Origin of the sequence: Chryseobacterium sp. YR221 (genome assembly GCF_900176315.1) — a bacterium.
In the GTDB taxonomy this organism is placed as follows: domain Bacteria; phylum Bacteroidota; class Bacteroidia; order Flavobacteriales; family Weeksellaceae; genus Chryseobacterium; species Chryseobacterium rhizosphaerae.
In genome coordinates this window covers 899,098-917,635 of the sequence record NZ_FWXM01000002.1, presented here as the reverse complement: position 1 = coordinate 917,635, position 18,538 = coordinate 899,098, and the positions used below count along the sequence as shown (strand labels likewise).

The following is an 18,538-nucleotide window of genomic DNA, read 5'->3' as shown; positions in this document are numbered from 1 at the left end:
AATTTGTAACAAGTAGTTTCAAACATACTAGATTTATTTTGTGATCAAACCATTCTTATTAAAGGATGGTTTTTTTGATTTAAGTTATAGATTATTAATTTTTATGTAAACTATTAAAAATGATTTTCATATCTCACTAAAATAACCTAATTTTGCAAAGAAAGTAAAGATGTCTATTCATAACAAAATTGTAGAGACAGCCATCACTTTCGATGACGTTCTTCTAGTCCCTTCTTATTCAGAAGTTTTACCTAACCAGGTATCATTAAAATCAAGACTTACCGACAAAATCACGCTGAATGTTCCGATAGTATCTGCTGCGATGGACACTGTTACTGAAGGTGATCTGGCGATTGCTTTGGCAAGAGTTGGAGGCTTAGGTTTTATTCACAAAAATATGACCATTGCTGAGCAGGCTGCACAGGTGAATCGTGTGAAACGTTCCGAAAACGGAATGATTTCGGATCCGGTAACCCTGTCTAAAGATTATACTTTAGGACAGGCCAAAGAAATGATGTCGAAATACAAAATTTCCGGGCTTCCTGTAGTAGATGCTGATAATGTTCTGATAGGAATCATTACCAACAGAGATGTGAAATATCAGGAAAATCTTGATATGAAAGTGGAAGAGATCATGACAAAAGAAAATCTGATCACTTCCGATAAAGATACCAACCTTGAAAAAGCTAAAGAAATTCTTCTTAAAAGCAGAGTAGAGAAACTTCCGATTGTAGATAAAGATAATAAGCTTGTAGGATTAATTACCATCAAGGATATCGATAATCAATTAGAATACCCTAATGCTAATAAAGATCAGGGAGGGCGTCTTATTGTAGGTGCAGGAGTTGGCGTTGGAGAAGATACATTAGATAGAATCGAGGCTTTGGTAAAAGCTGGTGTTGATATCATAGCGATTGACTCTGCACACGGACACTCGAAAGGGGTACTGGACAAGATCTCAGAAATCAGAAAAGCATATCCGGATTTAGATATCGTAGGAGGAAATATTGTAACGGCTGACGCTGCTAAAGACTTAATTGAAGCAGGAGCTAACGTTCTTAAAGTAGGAGTAGGTCCTGGATCTATCTGTACAACGAGAGTGGTTGCCGGAGTAGGTGTACCTCAGTTATCAGCTATTTATAATGTATATGAATACGCTAAATCTAAAAATGTTACTGTCATTGCAGATGGAGGGATTAAACTTTCCGGAGATATTGTAAAAGCAATTGCAAGCGGAGCAGGAGCAGTGATGCTAGGATCTCTTTTAGCAGGAACAGATGAAGCACCGGGTGAAGAGATTATCTTCCAGGGAAGAAAATTCAAATCTTACCAGGGGATGGGAAGTCTTTCTGCAATGAAGAGAGGAGGAAAAGAAAGATATTTCCAAAGTGAAGCTAAAAAATTCGTTCCGGAAGGAATTGAAGGAAGAGTACCTCACAAAGGGAAACTAGAAGATGTGATCTTCCAGTTAACCGGAGGTTTAAGAGCAGGTATGGGATATTGTGGAGCTAAAGATATTGAAGTTTTACAAAAAGATTCCAAATTAGTGATGATCACAGGAAGCGGATTAAAAGAATCCCACCCACATGATGTCATCATTACTCAGGAAGCTCCGAACTACTCTTTATAAAAAAGAAGTTAATATTGTTTAAATAGAAAGCCTTTAAAAGTGAAATACTTTTGAAGGCTTTTTTATTCAGTCTATTCTGGAATAGGTAAATCTGGGTTTAATCACTTTATTTAAGAAAATACCTTTCGACCTGGCTTTTCCAAACTTTTCAACAATATCTGGTGGTACATTAAGATAGTCATAAACAGCTCCTGACTGATATATAACGCGTAATATTTCAGTTTCAGGAAAGTAAATAAAGCTGTTGACAACACTTGATGGCATGCTATACCAGAGCAAAAAATGTTCCCGGATAAAACAGAAAAGCTTCCGGGGAGTCCGAAAGCTTTAGGTATAATGATGTAAGTCTTTTTAAAGATGGAGAAGGTTATGATAGTCTGCAATATGCAGGTAGCCTTCCTCTTTGATATTTACCTTTACATGATGTTTAATAGCAATATCATAAATTTCTTTTGGAAGCATGCTTCCTTTTTCACTCAGTATTTTGCTTATATCTTTCAACAGGTCCAGGTGGAGAATAAGATCTTCTCTGGTTATTTTGGCAAGATCCTGTATCAGTTTTTCTACCCTCTCATCAGTAATATGCTGCTGCATACGGTGAGGATAGTCTTCCAGATTATAGGTGGCCTGGAAATCCTCCTCAAAACCATATTTTCGGATATAATCTATAGCAAGAGTAGTGGCCTGTTCTCTGTCGTGGCTCCTTCCAATACTGGCATTCTTCTCACCAAAAACAATTTCTTCAGCAATACCTCCTGCAAGATAAATTTTAATTCTGTCCAGAATACTTTCCCTTGTATCATGTATCTGATGAGGGAAGGTAAAACCCGCAGCGTAGCTGCTTGCTACCTTGCTTTTCAACTGTAACGGGGCAAATCCGGTATAAAGCATATAACAAACGGCATGACCGCATTCATGGACGCTGATATTAGCTACTGCATCCTGCTCGTTAGCCTGGCGTATGCTGTCTATTCTTCCCGTATAAGGAATTTCAACCATTCTGCTGCCTATTTTTCCGGTAATGATCTTCCGGTCCATCAAATAATCAATTTCTATGGTTTTGTCCTCATTCATGATCGCTTCAAAAAGAAACTTGCTGAGGTTGGTATCCAAAATATCCACTACACTGCTGAATACGGGACGAACACCCTGTACAGGAAATACTCCGTTTCTATAAATAAGCTCGTTGATATTTTTATTAATTTTCAGGGCAACACCAAATTTTGTTTTGGTCTTATGTCTCAGGTTATTGATCTCCCGCTGAATAAGCTTATAAAAATCTTCTGTTTTTAGTGAAAAATAAATAAGATGGATATTACCAAATCGGGCAACCTGCTCAGGGCGGAATTTTCTGGCTAATGCATTCTTTATATCCACCATTGTAATTTTCTTGGTAAATGCATGGTAGATATTGGCATCTATATCAGCTTCACTGGTTTCGCGGGACATTTGAAAAGCTTCATCCAGGTTTCCACTGATAATGATCAGCATTTTGCTGTAATCCACAGGTTCATAGATTTTCTTTTCCTTTTGTTTCTTACGGATCAGCTTGATCATATCTTCCTCTTTCATATCAATGATGCTCATGACATCATCTTCCATGCTGAGGTATTTCTTAAGCTCTTTTGCATCCCAGAGATTGAGATAGGGGTTTTCTTCCAGATCTGTTTCACCGCCTTTTTTTCGTCTTTCATTTTCCTTTTTCCTCAAAAGATAGGAGAACAGATAATGTTCCAGATCTTCACGTTCCCTTTTACTAAGGCGCCCGTCGCTTAAAAGCTCCCAGAAATCTGTGTATTTAGTTTGGGATACTGGGGTTCCGTCTGGTTCAAGGGTGTTAAAGCGCTGGATCTCGTCAAAAAGAGCAATACTCGGTTTCTCATCACCGAGACCGTTCGTTTGAAATATATCTGCAACGCTTTTGCTCCATGAGGTTTCATCACTATTGCTGAGCTCTATTTCCACGAAACGGTTTTGAAAATCCAGAAACCGGACCATCTTTCTTACCAGATCTGTTTTTCCTACCCCAGTCATCCCCCAAAGGCTGATCACCACAGGGCGGGTGAGAATCTCAGGCATCAGATACCATACCTGAATGTATTCCATCAGGTTATCAATAATTTTATCTATTCCAATGAATTCTTTTTTGAGAAAAGCTTTACAGTCATCCAGCTTTTTCTTTTTTTTCCGGATCTCTTCTTTATCAATAATCATATTTGAAAAATACATTATTTTTTTAAATTATCCTTAAAATCATCAATCCGAAAATCGGTCAGCGCATTTCCTTTTTCAATTTTTTCCTTGGAATACAGTCTGAAGTCATTTTCTGTTTTTTCTAAAAGATAATCATAAGGTCCTACATGGGATATTAATTTCACCAAAACAGGAGAGATTTCAAGACAGATAAAAAGCCCCATTATGAAAGTTGCTGCCAGCCCGATGATGGCTGAATTTTTGCCAAGTTCATCCAAAGCCTGCAGTCTTGCTGCAAAACCGTTGAATTTGTCTTCAAAGGTTTCTGAAGATTTTCTTTCCGTTTCCAGGTTAGTATATACTTTGGATATTTCTTTATCCAGATATTCCAGTCTGGGAGCAGATTGTTTCTGAAAATTTTCAAGATCCAGCCTGCGCTGTTCTTTTAACTGCTGTTTACGTTTGGCATTAGGCCCGAAACCTTCTTTTCCACTGGTCAGTCCGGACTGTTTTCCCAAAATTTCTTTTTCCAGTTCTACAGACGCTGAATCATAGGATTTTTGATATTGGGCTATCTTTTCTGAAATCTGCTGCTTCTCGGTTTCAAAGGGTCCGCTTTGCTGAAGGATTCTTCCGCTCATTTCCCCCTGAAGCTGCTTTTTATTTCTTTGTATAATGGTATTCAGCTGTTTGTTGACTTCTTTTTCGAAGATTTTAAGCTCTAAAGGCTTCGAAATGATAATTCCTAAAAAGGTGGCCAAAATCAAACGCGGAATAGACATCAGGATCTGGTTCCACCATGTTCCGGTTTTCTTAATGGATGAAACAATATAACGGTCCAGGTTGAAGATCATTAATCCCCATAGAATTCCAAATCCTACAGAAGCCCAGATATTATCAAATACCGTATACATGGCATACCCTGCAGATAAAGTAGCAAATACTGCAGTGAAAAGAACGATCCCTCCAATTCCTGAAAATTTATTCCATTCACTTGGGGTTTTTCTCAAAATATGGATGTTTCCGCCGGAACATACCATCAGAAACTGCTGGAACCAATTTATTTTATGATTCCCTTGATTTATAGTTTGTTGGTTTGTTTTCATAACTGAAAATTTATACAAATGTAATACTAAAAATCATACCAATGTAAAAGATAGTATTATGTTTTACCAAGTAACCGTATTTTTATTCGTAATTTTTTGTAAAACAAACTATTATATGAATATGTTAAATTGAATGTAATTTAAAAAAATATGAAAAGTCCTTTTTTGAATTAATTACTTTTTTTGAATGATTATACGACAAGTTTTGTGGCTGTTGAGCAATATTTTTGAACGAACATAACGTAAACCTATAAAGAAGTTAATGGATGATGAATTTGTAATCGTTCATGCTAATAAATCTTTCGATAGTGAGGTAAAAAGGGTATTTTTGCAACCGAATTAATTGACAATAACTTAAAAAAACAGAGAATGAAAAAACTTTATCTCGGTGCATGGTCTCTATGCGCAGCTCTGAGTCTTTCTGCCCAGGAAGTCATCTGGCAGAAAGACATCAAATCTTCCACCCAGGATTTTCTCAATCAGGTGATCACAACCATTGACCAGCAATATCTTATCACAGGAAGCAGTATTCAGACTAAAAGCCAGTCGTTAGCTGCCAATAACCAAAAGCTCAATAACGGTTACGATTTTCATTTGGTAAAACTCAACCAGCAGGGAGAACAGGTTTGGGAGAAATATTTTGCCGGACACAACCACGACTATTTATCAGGAACTGTGACCACCCAGGACGGTGGATTTCTGGTTTCCGGTACTTCTTATTCCGGAAAAGGACTGGATAAAAAAGATGATTCCAAAGGGGGATCGGATATCTGGCTGATCAGACTGAATGAATTTGGGGATGAACTGTGGCAGAAAACCTTGGGAACTTCCTCAGATGAAGAAGCTAAAGCCGTGATTCAAACCACCGACTTAGGCTTTTTTGTGGCTGGAAATATTCAAAACTCATCCAAAGGTTACGGTTCAAAAGATGTCTGGATCACCAGACTGGATAAAGACGGAAAAGAGCTTTCTCAGCTTATTCTGGGGGGTAGAGGGTTGGACGAAGTGGAAAAAATGATACCCACGAAAGATGGCGGAGCATTGTTAGGAATCTATTCAAGGAGTTCCGGGGTTGGAAATTCTGAGACTAAACCTTCGACTGAAAGACCCGCTTCCTCAATAGCCATTAGCCAAATGCCAAAAGCCAGCAGCAATTTCGGTGAAGGCGACTACTGGATTGTAAAGCTGGATAAAACTGGAAAAGTAGAATGGGAAAAGAACTTTGGCGGAAAAGGCGATGACCATATCAGAACCCTTGCTATAACTTCAAACGGTTTTATCATCGGAGGAGAATCCAGATCCGACAGATCAGGAAACAAATCAGTAGGAATTGAAGAAGGCACAGACCTTTGGCTGATCTCACTGAATGAAAGAGGAGATGAACAATGGCAGAAATCCTACAATTTCAAGAACAGGGATGTTTTGATGGGAATGAATGTGATTCAGAGCCAAGAATCAGGATCCAGGAATCAAGATGCCACGAAAGGAATATTGCTGGGAGGGTATACCCAGGCGGAAGGACGAATAGAGAAGGACGACGAGACTTTCTGGATGTTGTATCTGGATGGCAACGGCAATGAACAGTGGAGAAAACATGTGAATGGAGATTCTAGAAAAAGAGAGGAGAGACTTTCGGATTTGAAACTTAACAGGGATGGTTCTATTATTCTGGCAGGAACCAGTGCTGAGGAATTAGGAAAAGAGAACTGGAAGATCGTTAAGCTGGGAGACAAACAGGTGGATCAGTTAATAGAAAAGCATGATATCAAGATTTATCCGAATCCTGTATCCGATTATGCTTATGTGGAAATCGGCTTTAATTTTAAAGAAGCTGATATTATGCTGTACGATATGAGCGGAAGACAGCTTCAGAGTATAAAAACTAAAAACAATGTTACCAAGTTGAGTACACAGGCTCTTGTACAAGGCGCTTACCTGGTGACCATCAAAACGGATACGAATAAAACAGCAAATGCTAAACTGATTAAAAAATCATTATGAAGAAGATTTTAATATGGGTTGGAATATCTATTTCCCAAATACTATATAGCCAGAGTAATAATATTGGAAACAAATTGTCAAATATTATTCCTCCATCCATAGATAATTATAATTTTGTTAAATATGGTAAACTCTCTGTTAGTAATAATAGTGGAGGATTTAATCATACAATCCCTTTATATACATTGAATGATGGAACGCTAAATACTAATTTATCTTTATCATATTACAATGATGGGGTTAAGGTCAACGATATAGCGGGTGTTGTTGGAATGAATTGGAATTTAAGTACAGGAGGTATGATTACTAGGATTGTCAGAGATCAGCCTGACGAATATAGCCAGGGGTATACATTTAGACCTGAATCTAATGAGATTGTAGATATTCTGAATGGTAATTACGATGATACTTATTATTTGCAAAATGTAAAAGAAAAAGCACTTTTATTATATAAGTCTGGGGTTAAAACCGATGAGATGGGGGATTATTCAAAGGTTGATAATGAGCAAGATTGGTTCAGTTTTAATTTTGATGGCTATTCGGGTACTTTTTTTATTGATAACGACAAGGTATATATTAATTCAAATGTAGAAGGAATAAAAGCAAAAGTAGAAAAAGATATTGTTTACGGGCCTAAAGTATTAAAATTCATTTTTACTATGCCAGATGGAAAAACATATAGATTTGGTGGGCACAGTGATTTTATTGAAACATCAGAAACAATTACAGCGTGTTCCAAAAATTATGGTCTACCTGTTGCCAGTACATGGTTTTTACAAGAAATTAATTATAATAATAGTTCTATTTTTTTTAAATACAAAAACCATTGGAAAGAGTATCCATATGACTATTCTGAGAGTGTTACAATTGGTAATATAATACCAATAAATACAGGTTGCCCTTCTTACCCAAAATTTAATGAATGTTTAACTTCGTTTAAATCCAGTACAGCAAAGGCCATCAGTGAAATTTACTCGGAATCTTCAAAAATACTATTTAATTATCAGGAAAATAGAGAGGATTATAATCAGGGTATATTCTTGAAAAAAATAGAGGTTTATAACTTAAATAATAAAGTGAAAACAATTAATTTTAATTATTTTTACTCTTCAAGCCCTGCTAGTCAACTTCCTGCAAAAATAGCAAACCAAGGGAATGTAAAAAAAAGATTGTTTCTCGAAGAAATAGATTTTGGAAATAATGAAAAGTATAAATTTGAGTATAACAAACCCAATTTATTACCCGCTAGACTATCTTATCAACAAGATAATTTTGGATATGCCAATGGAAACAATTTTGCCAGCCTTTTAAATATAAATGACTTTGATAATGATAATTATTTTAAAACTGTTATTAAAAACTCTTTTTCAAATGTAGATAAAGCAAATCGTTCAATAAATCCAACGATTTCCAAATACGGAAGTTTAGTGAAAATCATCTACCCTACCAAGGGATATACCCTAATCAATTATGAAAACAATATTACAACAAGAAGAGTTGAAAAAACATCATTTAGTTCAGAAGGGTTAAGTAATGAATTCCGTTGTACCGGAGTTGGAACTAATACTTCATATACCTCAGATTTTAGTTTTGTTGCAAATGGGTCTAAAATATATATAGACAATTTTTTGTCAGAAAGTGTATGTGAAGGGGTGTATGTAGATCCTAAAAGTTCTCATAACCTTAGAATTGAGAATATTTCAAAAGGGAAAGTGCTTTATACCGGAACAACAAATCAGGATACAACTTTTGAATCTAAAGAATCAACAGTTGCATGGCCCGGCACTCCAACAAAATTTGTTCCTATCAAAACCATTAATGGAGATACTTACAAAATAACATATAAATCTACTGTCAAGTATTCTGAAGGAGCACATACCTTGGGAATTGAATATAATTTCATTACTACCCCAGTAGATGAGGAGGTTAATTATAGTGGCTTGAGGGTTGCGTCTTTAGAAGATTTTGATGGAGTAAAGAGTGAGGTTAGAAATTTCAAATATAATGATCTTCCAAACATTACAGATGTTAAAACATCACTGAATCATGTATTTGAATTTAATCCGTGGGATTTTTCCTGTGTATTTTATAATTGTGGAAGTGGGGGTTCAACAAGTGTTGAGAACAACTGCAGAAATACAATTTCTTTTTCATCAACAAATTATCAAAATTCTTTAAATAGTCGTTCAAATAGAATTAGCTATGAGTATTTAACTGAACTGAGACCTTTGGGAGGAGCTATTGTTAATAAATATTGGATAGATAATGTTGATAATGCACCATTAGGAATTGTGAATGCATCTCCTAAAGGCACTGTTAATTCTAATATGGGAGCGAGTATGAGAGGAAGATTATTGGAAAGCAATTATTATGATAATAATGGTAATATTTTGAAAAAAATCGTCAATTCATATTTGTCCCAGATTAAAAATGTATTTTATAATTATAATTTTGATTTTAATATTTCGCCCTATCCTAATTTACTTAATTTGGATCTTGACCATGTATACAATAACACTACGGTTGCAAATGGCTGTACTACCCTTATATGTAACTTACAGGGTAAACTTAATGGAGACATGTATAGGAATGTTATTGAAAGCTACTTGTTGAAGAACCAACAAGAAATAAGTTATTTAAACAATATTCCCATAAAAACAGAAACCGAGTATTTTTACAATAATCCTTTGCATTATCAGGTAACTTTATCAAAAAACCTTTTCCCTGATAATACAATTCAGGAAACTGCGTATAGTTATGCTCATGAAAAAGGAAATCAGAAGCTGATCGCTGCTAATATGATCGGTATTCCATTAGAAACTATTGTCACAAAAAGGAAGAATGCAAATGACTCTACCGGTAAAATGCTTTCAAAAACAGAGACCAAATATGATGACCCTGCAACTTTATTTCCTACTTCAGTCATTTCTTATGGAATTAATACCGGGGTACAATCAACAGAAATCACTTATGACAAATATGATTCAAAAGGTAATTTACTGCAGTACACCACAAAAGATGGTGTTCCAACAGTCATTATCTGGGGCTATAATAATACCAGACCTATCGCTAAAGTAGAAGGACTAACCTATGCTCAGATTTCATCCAATATCAGTGTTATTGTAAACGCTTCTGACGTGGATGGAGCTGCAGGTTCCAATAATGATGAAACTGCTTTATTAGATGCTTTCAAAGCATTCAGAGCTCAGTTTCCTAATTCCCCGGTGACTACTTACACATATGATCCACTGATAGGGGTCAGAAGTATCACTCCGCCAACAGGGATCACAGAATTTTATACCTATGATGCAGCAGGTAGACTTGAAAAAGTAGCTGATGCGAATGGAAAGGTATTGAAAGAAATGAAGTACAACTATAAAAACTAATAATGATGAAAAAGATAATAATCCCTATAGGAGTACTGCTAACAGGGAGTTTACAGGCACAGCTAGCTCCGTTACCTAATACAGAAAACTATATCCAGGCTAAAACCTATCTCGATTACAATGGAGCTACGGCTACAAAATCTGCTGAAATGGTTCAGTATTTTGACGGATTGGGAAGACCTAAACAGGTCGTTAATGTGAAAGCTTCACCACAAGGAAAAGATGTGGTAACTCCTGTTCTCTATGATGGTTTTGGAAGACAGACAAGAGACTATCTTCCTGTACCCCAATCCGGAACTCAAAATGGAGCAATTTACCCTCAAACTTCAACATTTCAGCATTTTCCGGTAGGAGATCCGCAAGGTCTTTATACTAATGAAAAACCGTTTTCAGAGAAAATACTGGAGAACTCACCATTAGACAGAATCCAGCAGCAGATCCAGGTGGGAAATGACTGGTCCGGTAAACCTGTAAAATTTGATTATGGGGTGAATATAACAGGAGAAGTTATAAAATATACCACTACAACTGTGTGGGAGAACAATGCGACCAAATCAACCATCGAATACGGGGGATCTTATGACGCAGCACAGCTCTACAAAAATACAGTGACCGATGAAGACGGCAACCCAACCATTGAATTCAAAAATGGGAAAGGTCAGACGTTGATGGTAAGAAAAGTAATGAGTACTACAGAAAATGCGGATACTTACTATGTTTATAACGAATATGACCAGCTAGCATGGGTAATTCCCCCTAAGCTTTCCAAAATGCAAACATGGGGCATTGCCGAGCAGGATGCTTTGGCTTATGAATATCGTTATGATGAAAAAAGTCGCTTGGTAGAAAAGAAACTTCCTGGAAAAGGCTGGGAATTTATGGGATATGACAAAGCTGACAGGTTGATTATAACCCAAGATGCTAATATGAGACAACACAATAAATGGCTGATTACCAAATATGACAGGTTCGGAAGAACTGCTTATACTGGATCCCGGGCTGGTGGTGGGAGAACCGAAATGCAGAATGAAATTGCAGACGTTGTAGTTGTTGAAAACAGAGAGCCCCAAGGGTTTATAAGAAGTGGAATGACTATCTATTATTCCAATACCTATTTTCATAACTTAGAAAATGTTTTGACTGTTAATTACTATGATACTTATCCTGCAGGATCTCCACCTGTTACCAATGCTTTTTCCCAGTCTCTTCTAACGGATAATGCTACTCAGGAACGCTCCACCCAGGGACTTCCTTTAGCGAGCTATGTCAAGAATATAGAGGATGATCAATGGACTAAAAACTTTACGTGGTACGATACCAAAGGAAGAGTAATAGGAACAAGAAGTAACAACCATCTTGGAGGGTATACGGTATTAAACCATAAGCTGGATTTTGGAGGAACAGTACTTCAAACCAATACGTATCATAGAAGAATACCAGCTGATACAGAGAAAATTACACGGGAGGTATTTACATATGACCCTCAAAACAGAGTGCTAAAACTGACCCATCAGGTCAATGGTAACCCTATAGAGATTCTGGCACAGAATACATACAATGAATTGTCTCAGTTAGAAAGTAAAAAAGTAGGAGGAGTGGTTGCTACAGCACCTCTTCAGCAGATTGATTATAAATATAACATAAGAGGCTGGATGACTAAGATCAATGATCCTGCTGATTTGAATGGAAAGTTGTTTGGTTATACCATCCGATACAACAATCCTATTAATACTTCATATGCGCCTGCAAGATATAACGGAAATATTGCAGAGGTTGACTGGCGAACACCTAATGATAATACACTGAAAAGATACTCATACAGTTATTATACTCAGAATAGGTTGATGTTTGGTCATTATTCAGAACCTCTGGCTACTGTTCCTGAGAATAGCCTTTATGATGAATATCTTGAATATGACCTGAATGGTAATATTACTGTACTATCCCGGAATTCTAAAAATCCAAGTTCGGGCGCTGCGATGAATATCGATGCTCTGAGCTACACTTATACAGGAAACAGGCTTTTGAAAGTAAAAGATGCAACTCAAAACAATGATGGTTATCCAATTGGAGGAAACACAATTGAATATGATGCTAATGGAAATATGACATCAAATACTGATAAAGGAATTTCTTCGATTGAATATAATTATTTAAATTTACCTAAACAGATTGTTCAAAGCTCAAATATTACCAAATATATTTATCAAGCGAATGGGACAAAAGTGAAGAAGTTTTTTGGAAATAAGATTGAAGTGGATTATCTGGATGGATTCCAGTACAAGTCTACCTTTGATATAGAATCATGGAATGGAGAAGGAAGCTATATTCAGGATCCTAATGAAATACCTGTGGTAAAGTTGAGAATTATTCCTACATCGGAGGGATATTATGATGCATTGAAGCAGCAATATATATACAATTTTACAGATCATCTTGGGAATGTAAGATTAAGTTATTCCGACACTAACAAAGATGGAATTATTCAACCCATAGACTATGAAGTTAATGAATGTATTCCCAAAATGGGCTGTGTCAATAAATGGAAGTCAGGTGAAATTATAGATGTTAATAATTATTATCCTTTTGGGTTGCTTCATAATTATACTGAAACATCTACACAGGTATATCAATATAAATACAATGGAAAGGAGCTACAGGAGACAGGGATGTATGATTATGGAGCGAGATTCTATATGCCTGATATTGGTAGATGGGGTGTTATGGATCCGCTGGCGGAAAAGATGACGAGATTTAGCCCTTATAATTATACATTTGATAATCCAATAATGTTTATTGATCCAGATGGTAGACAGGCAATGAAGCCTACACCCAAAGAAGCAGCTGCAATGGCAGCGCATGTATATGGTGACAAATCGGATAGAATACTTATTGGTGGATGGAAAGTTTCTCAAAAAGATTTTGGCAAAAATGTAATTCTCAATGATGAATCATCAGGCTTTAAGTCTCAAATTTATGAGAGAACTGTTGATGGTAAAACAGAGTTTACTTATGCAACAGCAGGAACAGAAGATATTGCTAAGGATGGTCTCGCAGATGCAGCACAACCTTTAGGAGAATCTGCTCAATACTCTATATCGGCAAAAAATGCAGTTGCTATTTCTAATCAAGTGGGTGATGCTGAGCTTACTTTTACAGGCCATTCTTTAGGTGGTGGGCTTGCTGCTCTCAATTCAAATCTTACTAGAAATGAAGCTATTACCTTTAATGCAGCGGGAGTTGGACTTAGAACTAAATATTTGAATGGGAGAGATAATTCCAACGTTAAAGGTTGGTTTAGTGGTGTAACTGCAGCTCTTAGAACGGAAGGATTAATAAATGCTTATATAATGAATACCGACCCACTTAATAAATTACAGAATAATAGTGAATTAATGCCAGATGTTAATGGTAAAAGACATTATATTAAAGCGAGATCATCAAGTTCTGTATATAATGGACATAGCATAGACAATATATTAAGAGAGTTTGGAATTGATACTCGTTATTTTAAAAAAAAGTAAAATGAAAAAAATAGGATTATATATTTTATTACTTGCCATAATATCATGCAATAAAATCGACAAGGATAAAAAGGTCGATAAGAATAAACTTTTAGGTGCTGATTATAGATTATTCCAAGATACTCCTGCTTGGGGATTAGCAAAAGCAGTTTGGGATAATGATGTTGAAAAAATAGATGAAGAAGTAAAAAAGAACCCTAAAGTATTAGACTACCAGGAACGTAAATATGGCAAAACTCTTTTACATTTAAGCTCTTACAATGATAATTATAAAGCATTCAAAGAGTTATTAAGGTTAGGAGCAAATCCAAATATTGCTGATTCTTCTCATTGTACCTCTCCTTTAATTGAGGTAGTAGAGTCTTCTAAGGATAAAACCCAATATGTTGAACAGTTGATTAAATACAAAGCAAATGTTAATTATGTAGAATGTATCAAAGGGAAAGAAAAGCAAAAAACCAAGAGAACAGCTCTTATTACAGCTTCTGGAAGTGGATATTTGACTATAGTGAAGCTTTTAGTTCAGAATGGTGCTGATATTAATTATAACGATGGTAGTCAGTCAGGATCAGCTTTAGGTTCGGCAACTTTATCCCGTAATTACGATATAGTTTTGTATCTTTTGCAGAAAGGAGCAGACTGTAATCTTTTTTTATATAAAAAATACAACTCTGATAATAGTGAGACTCCTATCTACATGAAAGACTGGATTAATCATGAAGCTGATCATTCAGCAAAAGAATATCCTGAAATTATAAATATTCTGAAAAAGAACAGTTGTTTGTAGAAATAATAAATATAGCCAATAGCTGTTTGATAAAATCTTTAACTTTTATTTAAGTGGTCCTAAATAACGTTATATGAAAAGAATGCTAAAAGTCATTGTTACATTCATTGGAATATTATTTCTTTGGTAAGATAAGATCAAAGCCGTTCTTTTTCAGAGTCACTAATAGAGAATATATTACCATGTGGAAAAGCTGGAGAGGAAAACTTTATTTGATACCTGATAAATATTACGGGATAATAACACCGAAAGATGACTATATTGAAACAAGAAGTAAAAATGAATATGTGGTTTTTTAACGGGGAAATAATAATGCTAATGATTTATTGTACTTTGGAAATACTGAGGATAAAATTATTAATAAAGATAAAACCAATTTTAACATAATCAATTACTTGGACAATAAGCAAAAAAATGATAGTCTATATAGAGAAACATGGGCATTATGGTCGTTATAAAAAAGAAGTGATGTTTTAAGTTAGGTATTAATATACTAGATGGTTACACTGGTTAGGAAACAAGAAAGAGCCAAAGATAGAAGATAAATAAAGCCACTCGATAAGTGGCTTTATTATTTATAAAATGCTTTGCAATTTAGTTTGTTTCAGGAATACACCTAGGAGAGCGAAGACATGTTGTCTGTCTTTAGCTTTTAGCTATCAAAAATTTTTGCAACAATATTTTTATCCAATATAATATCTGTAGATCTACAGGTAATCTAAAGATACTTCCAGAGATTGTGTCAGTTGCGTGGTTATCTCAATAGATGGTTTTATTTCTCCACAATCTAGAAAAAAACCGAAGTATTTTTGCTTTTTCTATTTCAACCGATCCGGGTTCTGTTTCAAAAAACTATCCCAACCGGAGTATGATTTTGTGTCTGTAATGGTTCCGGAATTGAAGTGATGGCATACCGCAACGGCAAGGCCATCGGAGGCATCCAGGTATTTTGTGGGGAATTCTTTTAGGTTAAGAAGGTTCTGAAGCATTCCTGCTACCTGTTCTTTACTGGCATTTCCGTTTCCGGTAATGGCCATTTTAATTTTTTTAGGAGAATATTCTGTGATGGGAATATTTCTGTGGAGGCTGGCAGCCATGGCTACCCCCTGAGCACGTCCCAATTTTAACATACTCTGTACATTTTTTCCAAAGAAAGGGGCTTCAAGAGCTACTTCGTCAGGATGGAATTCATCAATGAGCGCTAACGTCTTATCAAAAATATATTTAAGCTTCGTTTCGTGATTAGGATATTTTTTTAAGATCAGTTCATGAATGGAGATCATTTCCATTTTACCTTTTTTAACGGAAATAAGACCAAACCCCATGATGGCTGTCCCGGGATCAATACCTAAAATTATTTTCTCTGAAATCATTGGTTCAAAGATAAGGACTTTCTGCCATTTTTTCAGTCATCAAAAAAAATCAAATAGGAGTGATTTGTATTTAAAAGTTTATTAACTTTAAAAAAAATAGACATGAAAAATTTGATCAATTTATTAATCGTTCCCTCTTTTCTGTTTTGTAGTTTTCAGAAAGAGAGTGGGTTAGCTTCGTACAGGAGCGTGGCCGTAGAAAATACGGTAGAAAAAGGTGAACGGATTATTTATTTGTTTTTTAAAGCAGATAAAGACAGATCCGGAAGTGAAAAAATTATCCTTCAGGAAAGCAAAATCTCAGAAGGTAAGATGAAGTCAATGCCTTCTTTTGACCGAAAAGAAGTTCAAAATGGAGATTTTATTATTACGCTTGTAGAAACGGGAGGCAAAGAAATTGCCAAACAGCATGTAAAAGATCCTCTGAATCCGGAACTTGAAGTCTACGAAAAAAAAGGGATGTCCCGGCATAAAGCTTCACTTCAAAATGCAGAGTTCAGTGTGAGGTTTCCCTATTCTGAAAATATGGGTCTTGTAAAAATTGAAAAAGCCACAGACAATGGTGTACAGCTATTATTCACTCAAAAACTATAATCATGAAAAAATTATTATTATCTCTTCTTGTGGGAAGCAGCTGTTTTGGACAGGTATTTGAAAAAGTGCCCCTTTTACAGAATGGCAGCAATGATAAACGTATTGTTATTGCAGTTTTAGGGGATGGTTTTACTTCTGCCCAGCAGACCTCTTTTGTGTCATCTGCTCAGTCAACCATTAATTATCTTTTCACCAAAAGTCCTTATACAGAATACAAAAATTACTTCAATGCGTATGCGGTGAAAGTAGTCTCTGCTGAAACAGGAGTAAAGCATCCGGGAACAGCTACAGACGTTACAGAACCCGTTATACCGGTTTCAAATCCCAATAATTATCTGGGGTCTACCTTTGATGTTGGGGTTCACAGATGTATTTACAGCAATACCACCAATAAAGTTGGGCAGGTTCTGGCTGCTAATATCCCGGATTATGATATCACCTATGTGTTGGGTAATTCTACAGAATATGGAGGTTGTGGAGGAACCTATGCCTTCGCTTCTTTGAATGGTTCTGCCAGTGAAATTGTAGTCCATGAGCTGGGGCATTCTTTTGGAAAATTGGCAGATGAATATTGGTTTGCCGGTTCTCTGGAGTCACCCAACAAAACCCAAAACTCTAATCCGGCTACTATAAAATGGAAAAACTGGGTGGGATTAAACAGTGTGGGAGTCTATCCGTATACGGAGAGCCCAAGCTGGTTCAGACCGCACCAGAGCTGTGAGATGAGGTACCTTAACCAGCAGTTTTGCTCCGTTTGTAAAGAAGCAATTATTGAAAAAATCCACTCTTTAGTTTCCCCTGTAGATTCTTATACTCCGGCTAATAATACAACAGTGAGTGTTACTTCCAATATGACGTTTACGGTGAATGAAGTCCTTCCGATTCCCAATACTTTAGTGAACACCTGGAAATTGAACGGTACTGCTCTAAGTGCAACAGGAAATACTTTAACACTTAGTCCGGCTCAGCTGAACAATGGAAACAATACTCTGCTATTTTCGGTAACAGATAATAGTCCGCTGTTAAAAGTAGATAGCCATAGTACACTTCATCTTACCAATATTACATGGACCTTAAGTAAGTCGACGCTTAGAGTTGCAGATGTAAGGGCAATAGAAAGAAAGTTCAGTATATATCCGAATCCTGGTGATGGTGAATTTTCTATCCGTGGAAAACAGGATTTTTCCAAAAATACTACAGTTGAAATCTATGACGCCTCTGGAAAACTGATTTCCACAAGATTTGAATTAAAAGATTCATCAACGATCTATGTTGATATCAGAAATGTTCCTTCAGGTTCTTACCTGCTCAATGTGACAGAAGATGGGCAGCCCGTTATTTCTCAGAAAATAATAAAAGAATAATTAAAATTTAAAACCGGCTATAATTGCCGGTTTTCTTTTTTATGCTTCTCTCAGATTCTTCTCTGCAATGGGGATCCATTTATAATCATGGCGGAGAAGTAAAATTTTATCAACTAGAAATTTAGTTTTATATTCTTTTGATTGATATTTCTCCCAGGCTTTAAGATAGTTTTCCCAGGTCAGATTTCTGTATCCAACGGTCATATGGGGATGGAAAGAATATTTCGCAAAATTAAACTGTTGCTTTACCTTGTTGTGAAGCTCATCTAAATGAGGATTGTTTTCCGGATGAATAAAGATCACCGGATTGTTAGGATTGGGAAAACTCCCAAAACCATTGAGCTCAATTTCAAAAGGAGACATTTGGGTGTCAATTTTCTGAAATGCTGTGAAAATATCACTTTCCAGCTCCGTTTCTCTGGAGAACGGAGGAAAAAGAGTAATATGGGCATCATTTTTCAATGCCTTAGAATTGTCATAAACCAGAGCAAAATCACTCTTGAAAACCTTAACCTCTTCTATGATTTCCTTTGGAGGATAGACGGCTATGAAATACATCTTCTTCATACCATTGAAATGA

The 18,538-nt window shown here is 36.0% G+C and carries 12 protein-coding genes; 7 read left to right on the top strand and 5 right to left on the bottom strand.

Going from position 1 to position 18,538, the window contains the following annotated elements:
- Positions 1-169: 169 nt before the first annotated feature.
- Positions 170-1,630, top strand: coding sequence for an IMP dehydrogenase (guaB, locus tag B8967_RS09085; protein WP_047488614.1), 1,461 nt, complete (start codon positions 170-172; stop codon positions 1,628-1,630).
- A 66-nt stretch (positions 1,631-1,696) separates the two neighbouring features.
- On the opposite strand, the gene B8967_RS09080 is transcribed toward guaB, so the two are convergent.
- From B8967_RS09080 to B8967_RS09070, 3 genes are all read right to left on the bottom strand, one after another.
- Positions 1,697-1,894, bottom strand: a complete 198-nt coding sequence (locus B8967_RS09080) for a KTSC domain-containing protein (protein ID WP_084085818.1) — start codon at positions 1,892-1,894, stop codon at positions 1,697-1,699.
- Positions 1,895-1,981: 87 nt separating this feature from the next.
- Positions 1,982-3,844: an AAA family ATPase gene (locus tag B8967_RS09075; protein ID WP_084085886.1), complete on the bottom strand. Its 1,863-nt coding sequence runs from the start codon at positions 3,842-3,844 to the stop codon at positions 1,982-1,984.
- A 14-nt stretch (positions 3,845-3,858) separates the two neighbouring features.
- Positions 3,859-4,929 carry a DUF4407 domain-containing protein gene (locus tag B8967_RS09070; RefSeq protein WP_047488620.1) on the bottom strand — a complete coding sequence of 357 codons (1,071 nt, stop codon included), beginning with the start codon at positions 4,927-4,929 and terminating at the stop codon, positions 3,859-3,861.
- Positions 4,930-5,298: 369 nt separating this feature from the next.
- Between B8967_RS09070 and B8967_RS09065 the strand changes: the two genes are divergently transcribed.
- Genes B8967_RS09065 through B8967_RS09050 form a run of 4 tightly spaced genes read left to right on the top strand, consistent with a single transcriptional unit; the run spans position 5,299 to position 14,627 of the window.
- Positions 5,299-6,930, top strand: coding sequence for a T9SS type A sorting domain-containing protein (locus B8967_RS09065; RefSeq protein ID WP_084085816.1), 1,632 nt, complete (start codon positions 5,299-5,301; stop codon positions 6,928-6,930).
- On the top strand, positions 6,927-10,316 hold the full coding sequence (locus B8967_RS09060) for an RHS repeat domain-containing protein (protein WP_084085814.1): 3,390 nt from the start codon (positions 6,927-6,929) through the stop codon (positions 10,314-10,316). Before B8967_RS09065 ends, B8967_RS09060 begins: the two co-directional genes overlap by 4 nt.
- A 5-nt stretch (positions 10,317-10,321) precedes the next feature.
- Positions 10,322-13,840 (top strand): DUF6443 domain-containing protein, encoded by a 3,519-nt coding sequence (locus B8967_RS09055; RefSeq protein ID WP_179140048.1) that lies wholly within the window; start codon positions 10,322-10,324, stop codon positions 13,838-13,840.
- Position 13,841: 1 nt separating this feature from the next.
- Positions 13,842-14,627: an ankyrin repeat domain-containing protein gene (locus B8967_RS09050; RefSeq protein WP_084085810.1), complete on the top strand. Its 786-nt coding sequence runs from the start codon at positions 13,842-13,844 to the stop codon at positions 14,625-14,627.
- An 818-nt stretch (positions 14,628-15,445) separates the two neighbouring features.
- On the opposite strand, the gene ruvC is transcribed toward B8967_RS09050, so the two are convergent.
- Positions 15,446-16,000 (bottom strand): crossover junction endodeoxyribonuclease RuvC, encoded by a 555-nt coding sequence (gene ruvC / locus B8967_RS09045; protein WP_047488636.1) that lies wholly within the window; start codon positions 15,998-16,000, stop codon positions 15,446-15,448.
- 102 nt (positions 16,001-16,102) lie between these two features.
- Between ruvC and B8967_RS09040 the strand changes: the two genes are divergently transcribed.
- A complete protein-coding gene (locus B8967_RS09040) occupies positions 16,103-16,594 on the top strand; it encodes a hypothetical protein (protein ID WP_084085808.1) in 492 nt (163 codons plus the stop codon).
- Between the two features lie 2 nt (positions 16,595-16,596).
- The gene (locus B8967_RS09035; protein WP_084085806.1) at positions 16,597-17,958 is read left to right on the top strand and encodes a T9SS type A sorting domain-containing protein; all 1,362 of its coding nucleotides are present in this window, start codon (positions 16,597-16,599) and stop codon (positions 17,956-17,958) included.
- Positions 17,959-17,997: 39 nt separating this feature from the next.
- Here the strand turns inward: B8967_RS09035 and B8967_RS09030 are convergent, their stop codons facing one another.
- On the bottom strand, positions 17,998-18,525 hold the full coding sequence (locus B8967_RS09030) for a 2'-5' RNA ligase family protein (RefSeq protein ID WP_084085804.1): 528 nt from the start codon (positions 18,523-18,525) through the stop codon (positions 17,998-18,000).
- Between the last annotated feature and the right edge of the window lie 13 nt (positions 18,526-18,538).

Bases quoted from the DNA above. Each gene is read 5' to 3' on its own strand.
- B8967_RS09055 (WP_179140048.1), top strand. From the start codon at position 10,322: ATGAAAAAGATAATAATCCCTATAGGAGTACTGCTAACAGGGAGTTTA.
- B8967_RS09035 (WP_084085806.1), top strand. From the start codon at position 16,597: ATGAAAAAATTATTATTATCTCTTCTTGTGGGAAGCAGCTGTTTTGGA.
- B8967_RS09075 (WP_084085886.1), bottom strand. From the start codon at position 3,844: ATGATTATTGATAAAGAAGAGATCCGGAAAAAAAAGAAAAAGCTGGAT.
- guaB (WP_047488614.1), top strand. From the start codon at position 170: ATGTCTATTCATAACAAAATTGTAGAGACAGCCATCACTTTCGATGAC.
- B8967_RS09030 (WP_084085804.1), bottom strand. From the start codon at position 18,525: ATGAAGAAGATGTATTTCATAGCCGTCTATCCTCCAAAGGAAATCATA.
- B8967_RS09070 (WP_047488620.1), bottom strand. From the start codon at position 4,929: ATGAAAACAAACCAACAAACTATAAATCAAGGGAATCATAAAATAAAT.
- B8967_RS09065 (WP_084085816.1), top strand. From the start codon at position 5,299: ATGAAAAAACTTTATCTCGGTGCATGGTCTCTATGCGCAGCTCTGAGT.
- B8967_RS09040 (WP_084085808.1), top strand. From the start codon at position 16,103: ATGAAAAATTTGATCAATTTATTAATCGTTCCCTCTTTTCTGTTTTGT.
- ruvC (WP_047488636.1), bottom strand. From the start codon at position 16,000: ATGATTTCAGAGAAAATAATTTTAGGTATTGATCCCGGGACAGCCATC.
- B8967_RS09050 (WP_084085810.1), top strand. From the start codon at position 13,842: ATGAAAAAAATAGGATTATATATTTTATTACTTGCCATAATATCATGC.
- B8967_RS09060 (WP_084085814.1), top strand. From the start codon at position 6,927: ATGAAGAAGATTTTAATATGGGTTGGAATATCTATTTCCCAAATACTA.
- B8967_RS09080 (WP_084085818.1), bottom strand. From the start codon at position 1,894: ATGCCATCAAGTGTTGTCAACAGCTTTATTTACTTTCCTGAAACTGAA.